The sequence below is a fragment of the Neobacillus sp. NPDC097160 genome, assembly GCF_044762155.1.
Taxonomy (GTDB): Bacteria; Bacillota; Bacilli; order Bacillales; family Cytobacillaceae; genus Neobacillus.
Genome location: NZ_JBIWDU010000002.1, coordinates 247988 through 269941, shown reverse-complemented (window position 1 = coordinate 269941; position 21954 = coordinate 247988). Strand labels below are relative to the sequence as shown.

Sequence of the window (21954 nt, the reverse complement as noted above, 5' to 3'; positions counted from 1 at the left end):
TCCTTATTAATTTGTTTTTGGGAAGGAGTAAGAAAATGAAACCACAATTTTCAGCTTCACTCATGTGTATGGATTTTTTACATGTGAAGGAACAGATAGAAATATTAAATGAATTTGTAGAGTATTTTCATATTGATATCATTGACGGTCATTACAGCAAAAACCTTTCTTTGTCACCCGATCTTATCCAAGCATTTTCTAAAGTAACAATGAAGCCGATGGATGCTCATTTAGCAACGACTAATCCTGAACACTGGATTCAACCTTGTGCTAGGGCAGGAGCAACCTATATTTCACCACATGTGGAAACTATAAGTAATGATGCCTTTCGCATTTTCAACATGATAGAAAGTGAAGGCTGTAAAGTGGGTGTTGTGTTAAATCCGGCAACGCCAATAAGTTTTGTGGAAACCTACTTAGGACGGGTTGAGTTATTAACTATTCTAACCGTCGATCCTGGATTTGCTGGGCAGCCATTTATCAATGAAATGCTCAATAAGATAAAAGCCGCAGCAAGATTAAGAGAAGAGAACGGATATACCTATAAAATTCAGGTAGACGGTGCTGTTAATAAAAAAACATTTAAAAGGTTAAAAGATGCTGGAGCAGATGTTTTTGTCCTTGGCTCCTCTGGATTGTTCAATTTGGATGACGATTTATTGAAAGCATGTAATCAGGCTTATGAAAATTTCTATGAAGTGACAAAATAGGAATCTTCAGAATGAAAGAGCAAAAGTAGTTGGAAAAGGAGGATTTCAAATGGAATTAATGTTTGACACTGCAAATTTAAATGAGATTGAATATTATTCGAAAATTTTCCCAATTAAAGGCGTAACTACGAATCCAAGTATCCTTAAAAAGGAAGAACGCTTAGACGTATTTACTCATCTGAAGAAAATCAGAAACATCATCGGAACTACTAGTTCCTTACATGTCCAGGTGACAACTGATACAAGTGAGGAAATGGTGAAGGAAGCATACACAATAGCGGAAAAGCTCGGTAAGGATATTTACATTAAAATCCCTGTTAATGAGGAAGGTCTAAAAGCGATACGGATTCTCAAAAGGGAGCAACTAAAAATTACAGCAACTGCGATATACACCATGGCTCAAGGTGATTTTGCCATCATGGCCGGATCAGATTACATAGCTCCATATTTCAATAGAATGGAGAATATTAACATTAACTCAACTTCCGTTATTAACCATTTTAGTACCCTAATCAAAGAATATAATATGGAAACAAAGATATTAGCAGCTAGTTTTAAGAATATTGGGCAAGTAATGCGGGCGTTTGAGAGTGGTGCACATTGTGCAACCGTTGACCCTAGTTTGCTTCATCATTCGCTTAAAATGCCGGCTATTGAAGATGCGGTAAGTAATTTTAAACGTGATTGGGAGGATGTTTATGGGAATGGGGTAACTTTACAAGATCTGTAAATATCATCTGATATCAGACGAAAGGTGAGTGATTACCAATGTTTTCAAGAATCATAGATTCAGTTAATGATACACTTAGTAAAGAATCAGCAGCAATTGAAGAAATTAAAGGTAACTTGGATGAAGAACAAGTTAATAAAGTTGTTGAACTAATAATGGATTGTAAAGGGAAAATTATTACAACCGGTTGTGGAACTTCTGCAGCAGCGGCTAAAAAGATCGCACATACCCTCAGTTGCATAGAATGCCCTGCACTGTTTTTATCGCCTTCAGATGCAGTTCATGGCGGGTTAGGAGTAGTGCAAAATCAGGATATCGTGGTTGTATTCTCTAAAGGTGGTGAAACTGGGGAAATTAATAATATCATTCCCAGCTGCAAGGTAAAAGGGGCAACAATCATTGCTATTACCGAATCAGAAGATTCATATATCGCACGCGAGGCTGATGCATTATTAAAAGTAAAAGTTAGTAAAGAACCCGATGATTTTAATATGCTGGCTACGTCTAGTATTTTAGCAACGATTTCCGTTTTTGATGCCATTTGTATTGCTATCACTAGATTTAGAGGCTTTACCAAAGAAGAATTTGCTGTCATTCATCCAGGTGGAAAGGTTGGAAATACGTTGAAGGGAAAGAATGAAAAGCTATAGTAGACATTCAAAAAATTTAACAGTAACGGAGAAGTTTAGTTTGGAGGTGTGATACATGTCAAAATATACGATAGGAATTGATTTTGGTACATTATCTGGGCGTGCCATTCTTGTTGATGTGAACACAGGAGAAGAATTGGCGACTAGTACATTAGAATATAAGCATGCGGTTATGGAGTATTCTTTACCAAGTGGAAAGAAACTTCCTTCGGATTGGGCCTTACAGCATCCGCAAGACTACCTGGATGTACTTTCGACGACGATACCAATGGTTATACAAGAAGCCAGTGTGGCTCCTGACGATATAATCGGAATAGGTATTGATTTTACAGCATGCACAATCATTCCTATTAAATCAGATGGAACACCACTTTGCTTTTTGGATGAATATAAAGATGAACCACATGCGTATGTGAAACTATGGAAACACCATGCAGCTCAGGATAAGGCAGATAAATTAAATGAGATCGCCTTGAACATGAATCAGCAGAAATGGCTTAATCGCTATGGAGGTAAAATTTCCTCTGAATGGTTATTTCCGAAGGTATGGCAAATTTTAAATGAGGCACCACACATCTATAAGGAAGCGGATTATTTTATTGAAGCAGCAGACTGGGCGGTTTGGCAGCTAACAGGTAACAATACACGTAACGCCTGTACGGCAGGATATAAGGCAATTTGGCATAAACAAGATGGCTATCCACAGCCGGAATTCTTTAAGGAACTCGATCCGCGTTTAGAAAATGTTGTGGAAGAAAAGCTTCATACTTCTATTACTCCGATTGGAGAAAAAGCAGGGGAAATCACCGGGAGGGCAGCTGACATGACTGGATTACGTGCCGGCACCGCAGTAGCCGTTGGCCATGCCGATGCCCATGTATGCTTCCCGGCACTGAAAATTGATGGCCCAGGTAAAATGCTTAATATCATTGGTACCTCCAGTTGTCATTTAATCCTTAGCGAGGAAGAGGAGTCCGTACCGGGTATTTGTGGAGTGGTAGAAGATGGTATAGTCCCAGGATTTTTTGGATATGAAGCCGGTCAAAATTGTGTTGGCGATACGTTTGGCTGGTTTGTCGATAACTGCGTAAGTGCAGAGTATACTAAACTTGCGGAACATGAAGGAATGGGTATACATGACTATTTGACAAAAAAAGCACAGCAGTTACGTGCCGGTGAAAATGGATTAATAGCGTTGGACTGGTGGAATGGCAACCGTTCCACTTTGGTAGATGTTGATTTAACTGGGTTGATTGTAGGACTGACACTCAAAACAAAGCCGGAAGAAATTTATCGCGCATTAATTGAATCAGCTGCATATGGAACGAGGAAAATAATTGAAACTTTTAGGGATAATGGTGTACCAGTAAATGAATTTTTTGCTGCTGGTGGAATCGCCCGGAAGAACTCCTTAATGATGCAAATCTATGCTGATGTAATTGATATGCCGGTGAAAGTTGGTGGATCATCCCAAGCTCCTGCTCTAGCTAGTGCCATATTTGGTGCAGTTGCGGCTGGTTCAGTATTAGGTGGTTATGACGATGTCTTTGAAGCAGGAAAAGTAATGGGAAAATTGGATGATAAAGTTTACTATCCAATTCCTGAAAATGTAGAAATATATGATCGTTTGTACAGTGAATATTCTACGTTATATGACTACTTTGGGAAATATTCAAAAGATATCATGAAGCGATTAAAGGCAATAAGAAAAGAACACCAATAGGTGGATGGATACACGTCAAAACCTTCATATTAAAGGTATCCTTTATAATAACTAGCTCCTTTCGTAATGAAGCTCTGATTTGGTTTATCTTTTCAGTAACAGTGTAACCAAATTAACCTGCGTTTTTACGAGTAAGGAGCTAGTTTCGTTTATGTTACCTCGTCTTGCAATACTCCCCATCATTACTTTGGAAAAGTCGAAAGGTTGACAATTGGTTAAATGAAATACAGATTCTCGCTATCCTAAATACTTTGTTTCTTCATCGGTCAACTTATCGGCATAAGCGAATTATGGTCTATAATCTTTCTAAACTTCTGTATGCACCAGGGGATATCCCATACTTCTTTTTAAATACCTTATGAAAATAAGGGTAGCTTCCAAATCCGCAATCCACAGCAATCTGCTCCAGTGTCATGGTAGTATATTTCATCCGCTCGACAGCTGCCGCCAGCCGAATTTCCTGTGCATATTCCATCATTGTTTTCCCGACACTTTTTTTGAATAAATGAACAGACCGGGAGATACTTAGACCGGCATGCCTAGCAACCTCCTCAACTTTAAATGCAGTGGTAGCATGTTCTTCAATGTACCGCATCATCCTTGTTACCGGATACGGGAAAGAAGGGACGGTCTCTTCGACAGCCCGTTCAAGCGATAAACAGAGAGCTCTCAGCAAATAGCCTGCTAGTTCCTCGTTTTGGCTTGATTCCGGACGGCGTTTTTCAATCATGATATAGCGCCATAAGGTTAACAGCTTTTCGTCCAGTTCAATTCGGGAGACATCTGGCTTGGTGGAACGGCTCCACCATTGGTCAATCCAAGCGCCTTCACACACTAAGTGATAGTCCCCGCTGATTTGTCCCTCTTTAACTAGTAATTCATAGTGATCCCCTGGTTTGATGAGCAGAAGGTCTCCTTTTCTTATCTCTATTTTTCTTCCTTTCACCACTACCTCACAAAGCCCCTCTGTTTGGAGACGGAATAAGTAGGAGGGGTATCCGGATTTATGTTGGGAGTGGTATCCCGTTGTGTGATAAGAATAGCCGCAATAATATATATTCGTTGTCATATGTTCACCTTCTGAAATAATAGCAAAATAGTAGATGTTTTAATTATATCATCTATGTTTGATTATCTATAAATATTGTAGGATGTAATCAAATAAGTGATGTTCAAAGGAGTGGTAGCTAAGGATGTCAAACATACCAGTAGCTGTACAAATGTATACATTGCGACAAGAATGCGAGCAAGATTTTGTCGGCACCTTGAAAAAAGTGGCGGAACTGGGCTTCGATGGCGTTGAATTTGCTGGCTATGGAGGGTTGACAGCAAAAGACGTAAAGGCGTTATTGGAGGAATTTGGACTTCAAGCAGCGGCAAGCCATGTACCGCTTAATGAGTTGGAAAACAATTTGGGTGGGGTCATTGAAGACCAGAAAGTATTAGGAAGTAAGTACATTGTCTGTCCATACTTATTGCCCGATCATCGTAATGAAGAGGATTATAAAAAACTTATTTCGTTTTTGGATCAAGCTGGTGAAACGTGTCGAAGTGAAGGGATTACCCTGTGCTATCATAATCATGATTTTGAACTGGAACGCTTATCAGATGACAGAATGGCACTTGAAACTATTTTTGATGACACCAATAGAGAAAATGTAAAGGCGGAGCTGGATGTGTATTGGCTGACAAAAGCGGGCCAAAATCCGGTGGAGTGGGTGAATCGATATCAAAACAGAACCCCGCTAATTCATTTAAAAGATATGACGAAAGATGCCGAACAATTTTTTGCAGAGCTTGGAACAGGCGGAGTTGATATTGAAGCAATTCTAAATATCGGGGGAAAAGCCGGTGTCCAGTGGTGGATAGTTGAGCAAGATCTAACCCGTCGTTCCCCGTTTGAAAGCATTGAAATCAGTAGGAATTACTTAAAAAAGATTGGAATTATGTAATCTATCTAGTTCAATATTTTCCACCCTACCTGTCAATGTAAGCAGTTTCAATAATAATTCTATTCTCTAAAATAATAGATAAAGTGAACGATCAAAAAGGAGTGTTAATGATGTTAAAAGTAACCGTATGGAATGAAAACCGTCACGAACAAAAAAATCCAGTTGTAAGAGATACTTATCCCAACGGAATCCATGGTGCCATTGCTGATTTTCTTAAGACTGAAGGATTCGAAGCAGGAACGGCTACACTTGATGAACCAGAGCATGGCTTAACGGATGAAGTATTAGCTAATACGGATGTATTGGTTTGGTGGGGTCACCTCGCTCACGGTGAAGTGAAAGATGAGATTGTTCAAAAGGTACAGCAGCGTGTCCTTGATGGCATGGGGCTGATTGTTCTTCACTCCGGTCATTTCTCCAAAATTTTTAAAACATTAATGGGAACGAGTTGTGATTTGAAGTGGCGTGAAGCAGATGAAAAAGAGCGCCTATGGGTTGTCAGCCCAAGCCACCCGATTACAGAAGGAATCTCTGAATATATTGAATTGGAAAAAGAAGAAATGTACGGAGAGCATTTTGATATTCCCCAGCCTGATGAGTTGATTTTTACAAGCTGGTTTGAAGGCGGCGAAGTATTCCGCAGCGGTTGCACATATAAACGCGGCAATGGAAAAGTATTTTACTTCCGTCCTGGTCATGAAACCTATCCAACCTATCATAATAAACAAATTCAGCGCGTCATTATCAATGCGGTGAAATGGGCACAGCCAGTGAAACGGGAACGCCCCGTCTATGGAAATGCCAAGCCTTTAGAGGAAATTAAAGGGGGAAAATAAACATGGATAAATTAAGAGTTGGGGTAATTGGATGCGGCAGTATTGCCCAGCACCGTCATTTACCTGAATATAAAGCAAATAAAAATGTAGAGATCGTTGCGGTTTGTGATATCAATGAAGAGCGTGCAAAGGAAGTAGCCGAAAAATTTGGAGCCGTTGCCTACACTAGCTATGAAGAGCTATTAACTAGCGGCACAGTGGATGCGGTCAGCGTTTGTACACCAAACTATCTTCATGCACCAATCTCGATTGCGGCATTAGAAGCAGGCATACATGTACTTTGTGAAAAACCAATGGCCACATCGAAGCCAGAAGCAGAGGCAATGATTGCTACAGCGAAAGCAAGCGGGAAAAAGTTAATGATCGCCCATAATCAGCGATTTGTACCCTCGCATCAAAAGGCACGCCAGTTAATTGCCAGCGGCGATATCGGCAAAATTTACAGCTTCCGTACTGCTTTTGGTCATGGCGGCCCGGAAGGCTGGAGTGTGGAAGGAAAAGAGGGCTGGTTTTTCCAAAAAGAAAAGGCATTTGTTGGGGCGATGGGCGATTTAGGTGTTCATAAAACAGACTTACTGCGATATGTATTAGGAGAAGAAATCGTCGAAGTTGGCTCCTTTGTAGAAACGAGCGCGAAGGACTTCGCAACGGTTGATGACAATGCGGTTTGTGTATTAAAAACAGAAAGCGGCATCATTGGAACTCTCGCTGCAAGCTGGGCTTATGTAAGTAAGGAAGATAATTCAACGATTATTTATGGAGAAAAAGCTATTCTTCGATTAGAGGATGACCCAACCCACTCACTCGTCGCTCAATATGCAAATGGAGAAGTGGTTAAGTATGAGCTTGGAAAAATCCAGTCCAATGATGAAGGCGGTCAAAATAACACTCATGTGATTGAAAAGTTTGTCGATTGTGTTCTACTTAATGAGGAGCCACCTGTTCCTGGTGAGGAAGGTATGAAATCATTAGAGGTTATTTTAGCAGCGCTTGAGTCAAATGAAACTAAACAAATTGTTAGAGTGAACGAACGATGAAAAAACTTCGTATCGGAATAATTGGTGTTGGCGGCATCGCGCAGGGCCGCCATATCCCAGCTTTTCTTCAATTAAGTGATAGTTGTGAAATAACAGCCTTAAGTGATGTAAATATCAAACGAGCAAAAGAGATCGCGGAAAAGCATAGCATCTCCTATGTTTTTGAGGATTACAGTGAGCTTTTTTCGAAAGTGGATGCAGTTTGTATTTGTACACCGAATAAATTTCATGCAGAAATTACGATTGCTGCCTTTAAGGCAGGAGTCCACGTTCTGTGTGAAAAGCCAATGGCTCTAAGTGCAAATGAGAGCGAGGCGATGATTGCCGCTTCCCAAAAAGCGGGAAAAGTACTGGCGATTGCTTACCATTACCGTTTCATGAAGGAAGCACAGGCAGCTAAAAAGGCGATGAGTGATGTGGGGACACCGCTTGTTGCCAGAGTCCAAGCATTAAGACGTCGTAAAGTACCTGGCTGGGGTGTTTTTACCAATAAAGACCTTCAAGGCGGCGGCAGCCTGATTGACTTTGGCTGCCATCTTCTTGATTTAGCACTTTGGCTGATGGGGAACCCGAAGGAAATCGCGGTGTCAGGCACTACGTATAATACATTAAGCAGAATGCCGGACCAAGTAAACCAATGGGGCACATTTGATCATGAAACCTTTAATGTCGATGACCATGTGACCGCTTATGTGAAATTTGAAAATGGCGCTTCGATGTTGTTTGAAACATCTTGGGCCGCGAATATTAAAGATGATGTGGCAAATGTCAGTATTTCAGGTGTGGACGGCGGTATAAACGTGTTCCCATTTGAACTGTATACGACAAAGAACGGAATGTTGTTAAATAGTAAGGCTGCATGGATTCCGGGTGAGGATCATCCAGATTTGCCCCAGGCGAAGAATTTTATCGATGCCTGTCTTGGAATAGATGAACTGATTGTAAAGCCTGAGGAGGCACTTCAAGTATCACAAATTATTGATCGGATATACGAAAATGGGAGGAGTTCATTATGAAACTAGGCGTTTTTACTGTATTGTTTGCGGAAAAGTCATTCGAAGAGATGTTGGATACTGTAAAAGAGGCTGGACTTCATGCGGTTGAAATCGGAACCGGCTGCTATCCGGGAAACAACCATTGTGATTTAGATGCGTTATTAGAAAGTGATGAGGCACGCCGCGAGTATATTCAAAAGGTCGAAGAACGCGGCCTGATGATCAGTGCTTTCAGCTGCCACGGGAATCCAATTTCTCCGGAAAAGGAATTTGCAAAGCAGTCCCATGATACTCTTTTAAAAACAATTAAATTGGCCTCTTTACTGGGTGTACCCGTTGTCAATTGTTTTTCAGGTACAGCAGGTGATCATGAAGGGGCGAAATATCCTAACTGGCCCGTTACTCCATGGCCGAATGAATATGGCTCTGTTTTACAGTGGCAGTGGGAAGAAAAGCTGATCCCATACTGGAAAGAGGTTGGCCAATTTGCTAAGGATCATAATGTGAAGATTGGTCTTGAGCTTCATGGAGGATTTTTAGTTCACACACCATATACGTTATTAAAATTACGTGCGGAAACTTGTGATGCCATTGGTGCTAACTTAGATCCAAGCCATATGTGGTGGCAGGGGATTGACCCGGTTGCTGCCATTAAGATCTTAGCAAAAGAAAATGCAATTCATCATTTCCATGCTAAGGACACATACATTGATCAGGAAAATGTAAATATGTACGGTTTGACTGATATGCAGCCGTACGGGGAGGTTCGCACGCGTGCATGGTCCTTCCGTTCTGTTGGCTGCGGACATAGTTTAAAAGAATGGTCCGACATGATGAGTGCTCTTCGTACGTTCGGTTATGATTATGTCGTCAGCATCGAGCATGAGGATCCAATCATGTCGATTAATGAAGGCTTTAATCGTGCCATTGTGAATTTAAAATCGGTATTAATTGAAGAACCAGTTTCGCAAATGTGGTGGGTCTAATCGGAAATTTTTAAAATGAGGTGCATCATGAGTAAAAAATGGTGGAAAGAAAGTGTCGCCTATCAAGTCTATCCCCGCAGCTTCATGGATAGCAATGGGGACGGGATTGGCGATTTAAAAGGGGTAACGTCCAAATTAGATTACTTAAAAGAGCTGGGCATCGATGTCATTTGGTTGTCGCCAATGTTCAAATCACCGAACGATGATAATGGCTATGATATTTCCGATTATCAGGATATTATGGATGAATTCGGAACAATGGCTGATTTTGATGAGCTCCTTGAAGGCGTTCACCAGCGTGGTATGAAATTGATCTTAGATTTGGTTATCAATCATACAAGCGATGAACATCCATGGTTTATTGAATCCCGCACTTCAATAGATAATCCAAAGAGGGATTGGTACATTTGGAGAGACGGTAAAGAGGGAAAGGAACCAAATAACTGGGAATCGATTTTCAGCGGCCCGGCATGGAAATATGATCAAGAAACAGATCAATATTTCATGCACATCTTTTCTGCCCGCCAGCCTGATTTAAATTGGGAAAATCCTGATGTTCGAGATGCACTGCACAACATGGTAAATTGGTGGCTGGATAAAGGCATCGATGGGTTCCGCGTTGATGCAATTTCCCATATTAAAAAGGAACCAGGATTCCCAGATATGCCTAACCCGGACAAATTAGATTACGTTCCTTGTTTTCCAAAAATGATGAATGTGGATGGAATTGATGAGTGGTTAAAGGAACTTTCAGAAAAAACCATCAAGAAATACGATGTAATGACCGTCGGTGAGGCAAACGGTGTTGGTCTTGATGATGCCGACCGATGGGTTGGTGAAGAGAATGGATATTTCAATATGATTTTTCAATTTGAGTTTTTAGGACTTTGGGACAAAGATACAGAGGGCCGTGTCAACGTACGCGCGTTAAAAAAGAATTTAACCAAATGGCAAAAAGGTCTGGAAGGTATGGGATGGAACGCGTTATTCATTGAAAACCATGACCAGCCACGCCGGGTTTCAAGCTGGGGTGATGACAAGAAATATTGGAAGGAAAGTGCCAAAATGCTGGGCGCCTTATACTTCCTCATGAAGGGGACGCCATTTATCTATCAAGGCCAGGAAATCGGGATGACGAATGTTCAATTCCCATCTATTGAAGATTATAATGATGTTGGAATGGTCAACTATTACAAGGTTGAAACGGAAAAGGGTCGTCCTCACGAAGAAATCATGGAAATTATTTGGAAACAATGCCGTGACAATGCCCGTACTCCGATGCAATGGGACGCCAGCAACAAGGGTGGATTTACCACTGCAGATCAAACATGGCTGGGAATAAATCCAAACTTTACTGAAATCAACGTTGAGAAACAAGTGAACGATCCTGACTCGATATTATCTTTTTATAAAAAATTAATTCGCTTACGTAAAGACAATCCATTGTTTGTTTATGGCGAATATGAATTACTGTTAGCTAACCATCCTAGATTGTTTGCTTACACACGTAGATTAGGCAGCCGTAAGGCAATTGTGATTAATAATTTCAGTGAAAAAGAAACTAGGTTTAAAGTACCGTCCAGTGTTTCCTACTCCACTTCTGAACTTGTTCTTCACAATTATGAAGTGGCTAGACATAAATTACGGAGGGAATTTTCTCTTAAACCGTATGAAACAAGGGTATATTTATTGAAGTAAAACATGGGGCGCATTTGCCCCTTTTTTATATAGAAAAAAGACGATCCGGGCTCCCGAATCGTCTTTTTGTTGATATAAGAAAGTATAAATTTTGACTCTGAGAATTGTCCAGCTCCAGGCGCCATCGGCTAGTGTACTTCGCTCTTCTCCCTACGATAAGTCAACATCGGACGCTTGAGCTCTCCGTGTTTCCTTTATCTCAGTCGAAGCGCTCCAGTCCATACGCCGATTGGCGGGCGCCTTCCGCTTTTCTAAGTGGCTAGTTTATGCTGTGACTTTTGTCTTTTCTTTGCCAATCCCTTTTTTGCTTATTTTTCTTACGAAAGGAACCACCCATCTGTCTAAACCGATTCGTCCTGCGTTATAGCCGGCAGTTAAGATGATAAAACCAAGAAAGATGTCTGTTGGGTTGTGAGATACGGTACCTGCTAGGAAGAAGCTAAAGTTCATTACTAGGCCAAAGAACATGGCAGCGGTGGTTAAGCAGCCTAAGAGTAATCCTAAGCCTATTAATAATTCACCCCAAGGGACAATGAAGTTGAAAATATCAACATTTGGTAAGGCAAAGGCTTTTAAGAATTCTACATACCAGCCGTAAACAACAGCACCATCTGGCCCTTTAACCGGGTTAGCTGTAACACCTTTTAAAAATCCGGATGCGTCAAATCCTCCTGTTATTTTGTGCAGCCCTGCTGTGAACCAAGAATATCCGAGATATAAACGTATGACAGTTAAGAGGACGGCAGAGATTTTATTCTCTCTCAAAAATTTGTTAAACATAAATCATTCCGCCTTTCGTTTATTATTTGTTTCTTTCTACTTCCAATATATTAGATTTTCAGATAAAAAACATGACAATAGTGATAAGTTCAAAGTTTGTTCAAAATGTTTTGACAAATGAATGAACAGCTCAAAATGACCATATTTTTTGGTATCCGCAAAAGGAAATAAACCAATAATCAACTGCTTTCTCTCACTAAACAAAGCAAAAGTCATGAAGGTTATGAAAAGGTATGCATCTGGCAAAACCTTCAATTGTGAAATTAGACTAATTTTGGTATTTTAAAGTTATAGATTGTATTAATCAACAAAATGCATAGAACAAGGGAGAAAACAAACATGGGGAATCCCAAAAAAATATACGATCCACGTTATTGGATACTCATTTTTAGTCTAATCGTCATTACGGAGTTGCTAGGTTTTGTAACTTCTAGTCTTGTCCCCACTAGTAAGTTCATTAAATATGCTACCTTTATCATTCTAATTGGTGCCTTGCCTTTTCTGATTGCAACGATTAAAGGATTGAGGAAAAGTGACGAAGAACTCAGGCAAAGCAAACTGAAATTGAAAAATATATTTGATACACTGGATGTAGCCATCTGGTCGCATGATTTAAGGTCTGGTACGCTATTAATTACGCCAGGAATTGAAAAATTGTATGGCTATTCTTATATCGATTTTTATCAGGATCTCGATCTATGGAAAAAGGTAATTTATCCAGATGATGTGCATCTTTTAGATGATAGAGAGAAGAAATTAGCCAGAGGCGAGACAGTAACGAGTGAGTATCGGATTGTGCGTCCTGATGGTGAAGTTCGTTGGATCCAGGACAGGGGTTTTCCAACGCTCGATAGTAACGGGAATTTTGTCGATTTTAATAGTGTTTTGTTTGATATAACCGACCGTAAAGAAAGTGAAGATCGGTATCGTAGTTTAGTAGAAATGTCCCCCGACATTATTGCTGTCGTCAGCCAAGATAAAATTGATTATATTAATGAAGCTGGCTGGAAGTTAGTCGGGGCTAGCCATCCGGAAGAGTTAATTGGACTATCTCCGTTGAAATTTGTACCTGCAGAAATTGTTGAGGCATTTAAAATAAAGGAAGCCAAACATGGCGAAAAAAGAACAAGACTCGAGTTTCAGGTAAAACAACTGAATGGAGAAACAATTGATGTGGAAATGGCTTCTGCTCCCATCTTTTATGAAGGCAGGTTTGCTGTGCAAGTGGTTGGCAGGGATATCACAGAACGAAAGATTACCGAGAAAACAATCCAATATATGGCCTATCACGATTCATTGACAGGTTTGCCCAATCGCAATAACTTTAGGGATCATCTTAACAAAGTGTTAAATCGACAACAAGAAAATAAAATGCTGGCTGTTTTATTTTTAGATTTAGATCGCTTTAAAATTATTAATGATACAAAGGGCCATACCGTTGGGGATACGATTCTCCAAAGGGTAGCGAACAGGTTAGAAATGGCCATACAAAATGAAGGGTTTGTTTCAAGGCAGGGCGGGGATGAATTTATTATTTTACTAGAAGATGTGGATAAAGAAAGAGCCACTTTAATAGCCCAGCGAATTCTATATGAATTTTCTAAGCCTTTGGAAGTGAATCATCAAGAATTTTTTGTTACTCCAAGTATTGGAATTAGCCTCTATCCGACTGATGGAAGAGATGAGGAATCGTTAATAAAAAATGCGGATACGGCAATGTATCAAGCCAAAGAACGTGGGAAAAATAATTTCCGTTTCTATTCCTCAAATCTAAATGGCATATCGATTAGAAAAATGGAACTGGAAAACGGCTTAAGAAAGGCACTGGAAAAAAATCAATTGACGCTTCATTATCAGCCCCAGGTGTCCTTGGTAACAGGGGAATTAGTAGGAATAGAGGCTTTAATTCGCTGGCAGCATCCGCATCATGGGTTTATTGCCCCTTCCGATTTCATTCCATTGGCAGAAGAAACCGGACTAATTGTTCCAATTGGAAAATGGGTGTTGTGGGAGGCTTGTAATCAAAGGAAAGCATGGGAAAGTGCCGGTCTTTGTGATGTTCCCATTGCCGTCAATGTTTCTGTCCGCCAATTTGAGGATGATCATCTTGTAGAATATATTTCAACCGTTTTGGATGAAGTGGGGATTGAAGCGAATCAATTAGAATTGGAAATTACAGAAAGTATTATGCAAAACTTAGAGAATTCCACTATTATTTTAAATAAACTTAAAAACCGCGGTGTGCTGCTTTCCATCGATGATTTTGGAACAGGCTACTCCTCGTTAAGTTATTTGAAGCATCTTCCAATTGATAAAATTAAAATTGATAAATCCTTTGTCGATGATATTCTGTACCATTCAAACCAAGGTGTGATGGTTAAAACAATTATTGATATGGGGTTGAATATGAATTTTACCGTCATTGCTGAGGGCATTGAGGCAGATGAACAACTTTCCTTTTTAAAGAAAAATGAGTGTAAGATTGGTCAAGGGAACCTTTTTAGCAAGCCTATACCAGCAGGTCAAATGGAAGAATATCTTTTTAATAGAAATAGAAAAAGTGGTATCCGGAATTAATTTGGATACCACTTCTTTATCATACAGATACACGCATTTTCCTTACCTTTTCCCATGGTTTCATAAGCCATCTTCTTAAGGCGAAGCAGCCACGCAGCCATTCATCAGCCCCTTGAGCAAGCCATATGCCTAACAATCCTAAACCATAATGAATCCCCAACAGATAGCTAAGAGAAACGGCAATGCCCCACATCGATATCATGCCAATAATGACCGGAAAGCGGACATCACCAGCGGACTTGAGAGAACTCATCAAGACGATATTCATGGCCCTGCCGGGTTCAACAAATACAATCGCCCATAATACTGGCAGACTGACAGCGATAATACTTGGATCTTTTGTGAACATCTCCAGGATAGGTGAGCCAGTGAGGGCGATCATTAGCGACGTCATCAGCGAGGCAATCATGGAAATTTTCAGTGTACGGATGCCACGTTTGAGTGCACGATTATACTGTCTGCCGCCAATGTCACGCGCCACAAGGAGCTGCGTCCCTTGGGCAATCGCTAGAGTGAATAAAAAACAGAGCATATTAATATTTAATATATACACACGGGCAGCAAGGGATGCCGTACCCATGGAAACTACAAAGCTCGTAATAATCAGCTGGGAGAGTTGATAGGAAAGATTTTCACCCGCTGATGGAATTCCAATTTCCAGCAACCCCTTGATATCTTCCTTTTTTGCTTTAAAAATATCACTGATAGCCAGTTTTAAAGAAAGTCTGTTATACACTAGGTAGATTAATGCACAAACCGCATAGGCCCGTGCAATAACAATCGCCCACGAAACCCCTGTTACGCCTGTAATCGGTAAGCCAAAAATCCCCGAAATGGCGATGATATTTCCGGCGATACTGATGAAATCCATGACCACGGTTACAACCATCGATTCCTTCGTATACCCATGACTGCGCAGGACGGCACTTAATGCGAGGGAAATAGACTCAAAAAAGAGAGAAATTCCACAAATCCGAACAAATATAAGCCCGTAATCAAAAACTTTTCCATGAATGTCGAATAAACGTAAAAGCTGTTCTCCGAAGAGGAATACGAACACCGCCACCACGATGCCAAACCAAAAATTCAGCCCAAACACGGAACGTGACAGCCGTCTTGCCTGTTTTAAGCGACCGGCTCCAAGGCTTTGACTAATCAAAACGGTTGCTCCAATCGATGTAACCGTAAAGACTAAAATAAAAATATTCAATAGCTGGTTTGCTACGCCTACTCCGGCTGCTGCGGCATCCGAATAATGGCTTAACATAAACGTTGCCATGATGCCCATTCCCATATGGAGGGCCAGCTCAATAAAGAGCGGCCAAGAAATGCTGAATAACGATTGTTCCTGATATTTATTTGATTGTTCCTCCAAAGCGTAAATACTCCTTTGTCCTATTAACTTATTAAAATATCTTTCCATTGTACACCTAACCGGCTAGTAAAAATAGGGTTGTAAGTTTTAAAAAGATGTTTCTGTGAACTACCGCTTTAACATATCATACTCAGATCAAGTCGCAGTAAGAATTTAAATAAAAAATACCTGCTGACTTCATTAAATTATCAAAGTCAGCAGGTATTATCTATTATCTAATTTAGTACGGTGGTGACCATGTGGGCAATCGTTTTACTGCCCCCACTTCATCGCTACTGTTAAGGTACAGCAATTTGTTGGTTGTTGCTGGGTTGTTTGTGTTGTCAGGATGAAATTTACACCGGTGGGGGTAAACTTGGTTACTACCGGGACTTTTAGGCCAATACTTTTAATTAATTGATCGACTTCGGCATTTTTCCCCTGTTGGGCGGCACTCATCATTTTTTTTGAAAAAGCAACATCATCTAAACGGTCTAGTAGGATACTTCCTTGCTCCATTAATAGGCGAAATGACTTAACCGAACCTGCAAATATTTTAGTATCCACTGCGGGATACGTACGGGGAATGGGGTAGTTTATCATATATGGTGGATAGGGGGACACCGGTGGAATAACCGGATAATGAAAAGGGCTGTAGAACATGCTTTATTCTCCTTCCAATATGAAAAAACACAAGGCAATATACGGTATGAGATTTTGGGATTTTTGGTTCCCTAGAATTTTGAACAGAAACGTGATACAAATCTGTAGGAACAGGATTGTTCGCTTTTATTAGTGAAGCAAGGGTCTATATCGGTCATGGGGCAATAAAATCAAGAGTGGGCCATTTGGCAAATGGCAAGTGGCATGGGGGGCGAAGCAGCTTAGATTAATAAAGAAAGCGCATGGATTTTGAAAATCCATGGCTTTTGTTCAAGATAAGAAAGTATAAATTTCGACTTTGAGAATTGTCCAGCTCCAGCACCCTAGCGGCTAGTGTCCTTCGCTCTCCGCCCTACGATAAGTCAACATCGAATCACCTCCGGCTCTTCGTGTTTCCTTTATCTCAGTTGGAGCGCTCCAGGCCATACGCCGCTGACCAGGGCACTTGCGCTTTTCTTATATTAATGAATACGGATATTACCGCTGGATACATCAAGGTCAATATTATACTTACCAGAGCCATGTTTGCCCTCTATACTGTGCTTTTTTAGCTCTTTTGCGGTCAATGGAAAATCACAAGAAATATTGCCGCTGCTAACATCACTATTAAGCGTAAAATCAGCGTTATCAGGTAAATCCAGCCCCACATTCCCTGAGCTCACATCAATTTTAACTGAATCTGCTAATTTATCCATTTGTATATTTAACTCTCCCGACGAAACATCTGCCTCAATCGCACCAATATAGTGTTTGATATCAAGGTTACCGGAACTAAGGTCAAATGTACCTGTTTCCGTTTTTAACGAGTCGATTTTAACATTTCCAGAACCGATGTCCTGCACCCAGCGTTTAACGATCAGATTTCTGAAATCCATGTTCCCAGAACCAATATCAAGGGTTAACTCATCTAATTTCATTGGCTTTTCTTTAGACTTACCGGAAAAATTCAAATTCCCTGAGCCTAAATCAATAGTCATATTTCGGTCATAATCCACAGGAATGTAGATTTTTAGCTTGGATTTTTCCGAAAATGGTGTCCAGTCGAACCAATTAAAGCCCTTGCTTTTTACGGAAACTTCCACGGTACCTCCATTTTCCGTAACCTTTAATATTTGCTTCCCGTTATAAACTGCCTTTAAATTGGACCGATCCTCGGGAATAATCGTTGTACTGACACTCGAAACATCGACTTTAATTACCTTGATATCATTTGAAATGGCCGCTTGACCGTCTTTATTCCCTTCACTATCCGTACCAAATAGATCGAAGCGATAGGCCTGATTAAACGCTATATATAAGCCGGCAATCACCAATAACAGTACCAATATTCTCTTCATTTTTACATCCCCTTTTCTTTCGTACTCCTTCTATATATATCATAGGAAATCCTCCATCTTTCCTCCATGTACCGGAGATTTATTTTTATCTAAGACTTAAGGTGTATTTAAATAATAGACCTCACGCTTTCTCGGTATCCGAAAGATTTTTCTCCTTCTCTTAAAAGAAATCGTGGTATTCTTAGTAATGTCATATATCCATTTAAGGGAAGATTAATGACATTAATTTAACGGTATCAACCTGCACAATATAGCGTGTTACGAAAAGTAGGTGTTTTTTATGAATGACATAACTAATAGGGAAAACGGATTACTGTCAGGGGTGCAAGGCCTCCAGTGGGCTGTCTTTATGCTTACAAATGTCATCGCCGTGCCTGTTGTAGTTGGAGCGGCTTTTCATATGTCGCCGGCAGAGATTTCAACCTTCATGCAGCGGATGTTATTTGTATCTGGTGCCGCAACCTTAATTCAATTATTCATTGGTCACCGCCTGCCTGTTGTCGAAGGTGCCGCAGGAATGTGGTGGGCAATCTTTATTCTGCTTGGCACGATGAGTGCTCCGGGAGAGCAGGGACTTTTACTGCAGCAATTAGAAATGGGCCTTATCATCGCCGGTATATTTTTAGCCATTTTAGGATTTTTACCGATTATTGAAAACATACTCCTATTATTTACCCCGATTGTGACTGGTGTATATTTGATACTCCTTGTCGCTCAGCTGAGCGGCTCATTTTTTAAAAGCATTCTTGGAATTTCTGCTACTGGCCAGTTAGATGGGAAAATTGTGTTGATTTGCCTGATTGAAATTGTCATGATCTTACTTATTTCCTTAAAAGCTAATGGAATATGGAAGAGCATGGGACCGCTCATTGGGATTGTTGTCGGCTGGTCACTGTTTCATTTTTTCGGGTTAATTCATCTCGAAAAGGCTCATGAGCCGACAAGCTGGTTTACGCTACCCCAATTATTAAATTGGGGTTCGCCTAAATTTGATGTAGGAATTGTGTTGACATCAATTATTACCTCTGTGGTGTTAATATCGAACGTTATTGCTAGCATTTTAGTTGTGGGCATTGCTTTAGAAAAAGAAGTAAAACCAAATCAATATTCAAAGGGGATTTTCGGTAACGGGGTCAACTTGTTCGTTTCCGGTATCTTTTCAGTGGTCGGTGTTGTTCCTTTGTCCGTTTCGGCGGGATTTATTACGACAACAGGAATTAAAAAAATGCGTCCGTTGATTATTGGGGCGGTCATCATTATGGCTGCAGGATTTCTCCCCTATATCGCTGAATTTTTATCCACCCTTCCATTAGAGGTTGCATATGCTTCCTTGTTTATTCCTTTTTCGCAAATGATGGGCTTTGGAATTCGCGATCTAATGGGGCAGGAGCCATCTTCACGAAATTTACTTGTCATTGGCCTCCCGTTAATGGTCGGAATTGGCATGATGTTTATGCCTCCTCAAAGCTTTGAAAGTGTTGCACCATGGCTACGCAATATTGTCGCCAATGGATTGCTTGTTGGACTGATTTTTTGTTTATTACTCGAACATGTGCTTTTTCGGGAAAAGAAAGGTTCAGATAGTACAAATAACAATTAATTAAATTGTTGAAATGATTTCCCCTAGGATATAATGGAAATAGCTTATCTTATAATAGGTGGGAGAATACATATGTCAAAACTTTTTGTAGATAAAACGATTGAAATCAATGCACTGGCTTCAAAGGTGTGGGATGTCCTGACAATCAGTGAGTATAATCGCCAGTGGGCACTGGAGTTCTCAAGCGGCGGACCGCAGTTTCACCTTGAATCCACGTGGGAACTTGGAAGTCCTGTACTTTGGAAAGGACAGGACGGGACTGTGATCGTCGAAGGGAATGTCACGGCTGTAGAGCAAAACAAATTACTTCGCTTTACCGTATTTGACGTTCGGAGCCTGGAAAGACCGCCGGTAACGGAAGAGGATGGCATCACCTTTAAAATGTCTGAGGATAATAGAAAGACGACGCTTCACATTTTACAAGGGGATTTCTCTGTGATGACGGATGGTAAAAAGTACAGAGATGCAAGTGCTGAGATTTGGGATAAAGTGCTGCCGAGGGTAAAAGAAATGGCGGAACAACACTAATGTGAGGGCTGGGAATTTTTTACCCAGCTCTCTTTATTGTGGTAAAATTTTTAAAAAAGGGGGGGGGGGGTGGGGAACATGAATATCATCGACCTTCATTGTGACGCCTTGATGAAACTCCAAGAAGCAAATGGGGCATTAAGGTTTGTGGATTCGCCGGAATTACATACAAATAAAACCCGGCTGCATCAAGGCAAGATAAAGGTACAATGCTTTGCGATTTTTATTGAACCCATTATTAAGGGGGATCAGAAATTTCAGGTTGCCCTCGAGCAAATTGATTATTTTTACAAAGAAGTGCTTGGAAAAAATCCTGATATGGTTCATATAAAGGATTGGTCTGATTTTGACCGTTTAAAAATTGGCCAGATAGGTGCCATGGTAACTCTGGAAGGTGTGGATGCCATCGGCAACGATCTAGCGAAGCTCCATATTCTTTATCAGCTGGGGGTTCGCTCCGTAGGTCTGACCTGGAACCCGGCAAATCTTGCAGCAGACGGTGCTGGCGAACCACGCGGCGGAGGATTGACGTTATTTGGGAAAGAGATAGTTGCGTTTAATAACGAGCATCAAATCCTGACCGATGTATCGCATTTGAGCGATAAGGGGATTTGGGAGGTCATTGAATTAGCCAAATATCCGATTGCGAGTCACTCAAACGCAAGGGCACTTTGTAATCATCCTCGTAACCTGACGGACGAACAGGCCAAGGCGATGTTTGCTCGAGATGGTCTGATTCATGTTGTTTATCATCCACCGTTTATAAAGGAAGCTGGCGAGGCTACGATTTCAGACCTTGTTAGGCATATTGATCATTTCTGCTCATTAGGCGGTGTGAAACAAATTGGCTTTGGATCGGATTTCGATGGAATCTCGACCTTTGTCACGAATTTAGAAGATGCCTCTATGAGCCAAAATCTCATAAATGAACTGTTAAAGCATTATAAAGAGGAAGAAGTAAGGGGATTTGCCTTCGAAAACTTCCTGAACCATCGGCCTGGGTTCGGACGCTGAGGTTCGATGTTAGAGGTTGTCAAAATGAAAAACAATTTAAAGGAGTAAAAACGTTGTACCTTACAATAAAAGAAACAGCAGAATATTTATTAGTACCAGAGGCTGCCGTCAAAAGCCTTATCCAACAAAAAAAGATTCGTGCCCTATTCGATGGCAGCGAGTATTTAATTTATAAAGAACAATTCAACACCCACCTAAAACAAGTGGAGAAATACAAACAACTCATCGAAGAAATCCTAAACGAACCAATTCCGGAAAGCATCGATGTGAAGGATGAGGATTAATTGGTGCCCTTTTGTGGTGCCTGACACCATTCGTGGACACTGTCCGCGTGGAGTGGACATGAATATAAAAGATTAAAGCGTATTTCATTGATGCCTGATAGTTTAATGGGGGTATTAACATGTCTAATATTTTTCTAAAAAGAGTCTATGAACCATATGATGAGACGGATGGCTGCCGGGTTTTGATAGACCGGCTATGGCCGCGGGGAATCTCGAAAGATGCTGCGAGACTGTCGTTTTGGTTTAAAGAGATTGCCCCAAGCCCTGAACTGCGGAAATGGTTTTGCCATAAACCTGAGCTGTTTGATGAATTTAAAGTCAAATACCTTGATGAACTACGTACCGATGAACAAAAGCAAGGGCATATCAAACAAATTTTTGAGATTGCCTTAAATGAAAGGGTAACACTTCTCTATGGTGCAAAAGATCCAATCTATAATCACGCCCAAGTTTTAATGGAAGAACTAAGTAGATTACAATATTAAAAGGCAGCTGGGATT

At 40.7% G+C, this 21954-nt stretch carries 21 protein-coding genes; 16 read left to right on the top strand and 5 right to left on the bottom strand.

Annotated features, from left to right (window positions below):
- Positions 1-35: 35 nt before the first annotated feature.
- Genes alsE through araB form a run of 4 tightly spaced genes read left to right on the top strand, consistent with a single transcriptional unit; the run spans position 36 to position 3813 of the window.
- Positions 36-710 (top strand): D-allulose 6-phosphate 3-epimerase, encoded by a 675-nt coding sequence (gene alsE / locus ACIQXV_RS03260; RefSeq protein WP_402955959.1) that lies wholly within the window; start codon positions 36-38, stop codon positions 708-710.
- Between the two features lie 49 nt (positions 711-759).
- Positions 760-1440 carry a fructose-6-phosphate aldolase gene (locus tag ACIQXV_RS03255; RefSeq protein WP_402955957.1) on the top strand — a complete coding sequence of 227 codons (681 nt, stop codon included), beginning with the start codon at positions 760-762 and terminating at the stop codon, positions 1438-1440.
- Between the two features lie 38 nt (positions 1441-1478).
- Entirely contained in the window at positions 1479-2090 is a 612-nt protein-coding gene (locus tag ACIQXV_RS03250) for a KpsF/GutQ family sugar-phosphate isomerase (RefSeq protein WP_402955955.1), read from the top strand.
- 55 nt (positions 2091-2145) lie between these two features.
- The gene (gene araB / locus ACIQXV_RS03245) at positions 2146-3813 is read left to right on the top strand and encodes a ribulokinase (RefSeq protein WP_402955953.1); all 1668 of its coding nucleotides are present in this window, start codon (positions 2146-2148) and stop codon (positions 3811-3813) included.
- Positions 3814-4108: 295 nt separating this feature from the next.
- Here araB and ACIQXV_RS03240 read toward each other — a convergent pair whose 3' ends face one another.
- Positions 4109-4882: a helix-turn-helix domain-containing protein gene (locus ACIQXV_RS03240; RefSeq protein ID WP_402955951.1), complete on the bottom strand. Its 774-nt coding sequence runs from the start codon at positions 4880-4882 to the stop codon at positions 4109-4111.
- A gap of 124 nt (positions 4883-5006) precedes the next feature.
- Here ACIQXV_RS03240 and ACIQXV_RS03235 point away from each other — a divergent pair, with 124 nt between their 5' ends.
- From ACIQXV_RS03235 to ACIQXV_RS03210, 6 genes are all read left to right on the top strand, one after another.
- The gene (locus ACIQXV_RS03235) at positions 5007-5765 is read left to right on the top strand and encodes a sugar phosphate isomerase/epimerase family protein (RefSeq protein ID WP_402955949.1); all 759 of its coding nucleotides are present in this window, start codon (positions 5007-5009) and stop codon (positions 5763-5765) included.
- A gap of 110 nt (positions 5766-5875) precedes the next feature.
- Positions 5876-6601 (top strand): ThuA domain-containing protein, encoded by a 726-nt coding sequence (locus ACIQXV_RS03230; protein WP_402956316.1) that lies wholly within the window; start codon positions 5876-5878, stop codon positions 6599-6601.
- A gap of 2 nt (positions 6602-6603) precedes the next feature.
- On the top strand, positions 6604-7638 hold the full coding sequence (locus tag ACIQXV_RS03225) for a Gfo/Idh/MocA family protein (RefSeq protein ID WP_402955947.1): 1035 nt from the start codon (positions 6604-6606) through the stop codon (positions 7636-7638).
- Complete coding sequence (locus ACIQXV_RS03220) at positions 7635-8654, top strand: Gfo/Idh/MocA family protein (RefSeq protein ID WP_402955945.1); 1020 nt, start codon at positions 7635-7637, stop codon at positions 8652-8654. Before ACIQXV_RS03225 ends, ACIQXV_RS03220 begins: the two co-directional genes overlap by 4 nt.
- The gene (locus tag ACIQXV_RS03215; RefSeq protein WP_402955943.1) at positions 8651-9619 is read left to right on the top strand and encodes a sugar phosphate isomerase/epimerase family protein; all 969 of its coding nucleotides are present in this window, start codon (positions 8651-8653) and stop codon (positions 9617-9619) included. The genes ACIQXV_RS03220 and ACIQXV_RS03215 overlap by 4 nt, the downstream gene beginning before the upstream one ends.
- Before the next feature lie 27 nt (positions 9620-9646).
- A complete protein-coding gene (locus tag ACIQXV_RS03210) occupies positions 9647-11317 on the top strand; it encodes a glycoside hydrolase family 13 protein (protein ID WP_402955941.1) in 1671 nt (556 codons plus the stop codon).
- 264 nt (positions 11318-11581) lie between these two features.
- On the opposite strand, the gene ACIQXV_RS03205 is transcribed toward ACIQXV_RS03210, so the two are convergent.
- Positions 11582-12097 carry a DoxX family membrane protein gene (locus ACIQXV_RS03205; RefSeq protein ID WP_402955939.1) on the bottom strand — a complete coding sequence of 172 codons (516 nt, stop codon included), beginning with the start codon at positions 12095-12097 and terminating at the stop codon, positions 11582-11584.
- Positions 12098-12436: 339 nt separating this feature from the next.
- Here ACIQXV_RS03205 and ACIQXV_RS03200 point away from each other — a divergent pair, with 339 nt between their 5' ends.
- Positions 12437-14674 carry an EAL domain-containing protein gene (locus ACIQXV_RS03200; RefSeq protein ID WP_402955937.1) on the top strand — a complete coding sequence of 746 codons (2238 nt, stop codon included), beginning with the start codon at positions 12437-12439 and terminating at the stop codon, positions 14672-14674.
- Between the two features lie 19 nt (positions 14675-14693).
- Here ACIQXV_RS03200 and ACIQXV_RS03195 read toward each other — a convergent pair whose 3' ends face one another.
- The 3 genes from ACIQXV_RS03195 to liaG form a co-directional block, all read right to left on the bottom strand.
- A complete protein-coding gene (locus tag ACIQXV_RS03195; RefSeq protein ID WP_402955935.1) occupies positions 14694-16049 on the bottom strand; it encodes an MATE family efflux transporter in 1356 nt (451 codons plus the stop codon).
- Between the two features lie 252 nt (positions 16050-16301).
- Complete coding sequence (locus ACIQXV_RS03190; RefSeq protein WP_402955933.1) at positions 16302-16691, bottom strand: YuzC family spore coat inner layer protein; 390 nt, start codon at positions 16689-16691, stop codon at positions 16302-16304.
- A 461-nt stretch (positions 16692-17152) separates the two neighbouring features.
- Positions 17153-18028, bottom strand: coding sequence for a LiaG family protein (liaG, locus tag ACIQXV_RS03185; protein ID WP_402955931.1), 876 nt, complete (start codon positions 18026-18028; stop codon positions 17153-17155).
- Between the two features lie 280 nt (positions 18029-18308).
- On the opposite strand from liaG, the gene ACIQXV_RS03180 reads away from it, so the two are divergent.
- The 5 genes from ACIQXV_RS03180 (at position 18309) to ACIQXV_RS03160 (ending at position 21939) form a co-directional block, all read left to right on the top strand.
- A complete protein-coding gene (locus ACIQXV_RS03180) occupies positions 18309-19628 on the top strand; it encodes a purine/pyrimidine permease (protein WP_402955929.1) in 1320 nt (439 codons plus the stop codon).
- 72 nt (positions 19629-19700) lie between these two features.
- Positions 19701-20156 carry an SRPBCC family protein gene (locus ACIQXV_RS03175; protein WP_402955927.1) on the top strand — a complete coding sequence of 152 codons (456 nt, stop codon included), beginning with the start codon at positions 19701-19703 and terminating at the stop codon, positions 20154-20156.
- 78 nt (positions 20157-20234) lie between these two features.
- On the top strand, positions 20235-21170 hold the full coding sequence (locus tag ACIQXV_RS03170) for a dipeptidase (RefSeq protein ID WP_402955925.1): 936 nt from the start codon (positions 20235-20237) through the stop codon (positions 21168-21170).
- Between the two features lie 53 nt (positions 21171-21223).
- Positions 21224-21454: an excisionase family DNA-binding protein gene (locus ACIQXV_RS03165; protein WP_402955923.1), complete on the top strand. Its 231-nt coding sequence runs from the start codon at positions 21224-21226 to the stop codon at positions 21452-21454.
- 119 nt (positions 21455-21573) lie between these two features.
- On the top strand, positions 21574-21939 hold the full coding sequence (locus ACIQXV_RS03160) for a DUF488 domain-containing protein (protein WP_402955921.1): 366 nt from the start codon (positions 21574-21576) through the stop codon (positions 21937-21939).
- Positions 21940-21954: the final 15 nt, after the last annotated feature.

Coding starts and splice junctions, on each gene's coding strand:
- ACIQXV_RS03220 (WP_402955945.1), top strand. CDS start 7,635: ATGAAAAAACTTCGTATCGGAATAATTGGTGTTGGCGGCATCGCGCAG.
- araB (WP_402955953.1), top strand. CDS start 2,146: ATGTCAAAATATACGATAGGAATTGATTTTGGTACATTATCTGGGCGT.
- ACIQXV_RS03230 (WP_402956316.1), top strand. CDS start 5,876: ATGTTAAAAGTAACCGTATGGAATGAAAACCGTCACGAACAAAAAAAT.
- ACIQXV_RS03175 (WP_402955927.1), top strand. CDS start 19,701: ATGTCAAAACTTTTTGTAGATAAAACGATTGAAATCAATGCACTGGCT.
- ACIQXV_RS03190 (WP_402955933.1), bottom strand. CDS start 16,691: ATGTTCTACAGCCCTTTTCATTATCCGGTTATTCCACCGGTGTCCCCC.
- liaG (WP_402955931.1), bottom strand. CDS start 18,028: ATGAAGAGAATATTGGTACTGTTATTGGTGATTGCCGGCTTATATATA.
- ACIQXV_RS03225 (WP_402955947.1), top strand. CDS start 6,604: ATGGATAAATTAAGAGTTGGGGTAATTGGATGCGGCAGTATTGCCCAG.
- ACIQXV_RS03170 (WP_402955925.1), top strand. CDS start 20,235: ATGAATATCATCGACCTTCATTGTGACGCCTTGATGAAACTCCAAGAA.
- ACIQXV_RS03200 (WP_402955937.1), top strand. CDS start 12,437: ATGGGGAATCCCAAAAAAATATACGATCCACGTTATTGGATACTCATT.
- ACIQXV_RS03180 (WP_402955929.1), top strand. CDS start 18,309: ATGAATGACATAACTAATAGGGAAAACGGATTACTGTCAGGGGTGCAA.
- ACIQXV_RS03215 (WP_402955943.1), top strand. CDS start 8,651: ATGAAACTAGGCGTTTTTACTGTATTGTTTGCGGAAAAGTCATTCGAA.
- ACIQXV_RS03160 (WP_402955921.1), top strand. CDS start 21,574: ATGTCTAATATTTTTCTAAAAAGAGTCTATGAACCATATGATGAGACG.
- alsE (WP_402955959.1), top strand. CDS start 36: ATGAAACCACAATTTTCAGCTTCACTCATGTGTATGGATTTTTTACAT.
- ACIQXV_RS03250 (WP_402955955.1), top strand. CDS start 1,479: ATGTTTTCAAGAATCATAGATTCAGTTAATGATACACTTAGTAAAGAA.
- ACIQXV_RS03255 (WP_402955957.1), top strand. CDS start 760: ATGGAATTAATGTTTGACACTGCAAATTTAAATGAGATTGAATATTAT.
- ACIQXV_RS03210 (WP_402955941.1), top strand. CDS start 9,647: ATGAGTAAAAAATGGTGGAAAGAAAGTGTCGCCTATCAAGTCTATCCC.
- ACIQXV_RS03240 (WP_402955951.1), bottom strand. CDS start 4,882: ATGACAACGAATATATATTATTGCGGCTATTCTTATCACACAACGGGA.
- ACIQXV_RS03235 (WP_402955949.1), top strand. CDS start 5,007: ATGTCAAACATACCAGTAGCTGTACAAATGTATACATTGCGACAAGAA.
- ACIQXV_RS03205 (WP_402955939.1), bottom strand. CDS start 12,097: ATGTTTAACAAATTTTTGAGAGAGAATAAAATCTCTGCCGTCCTCTTA.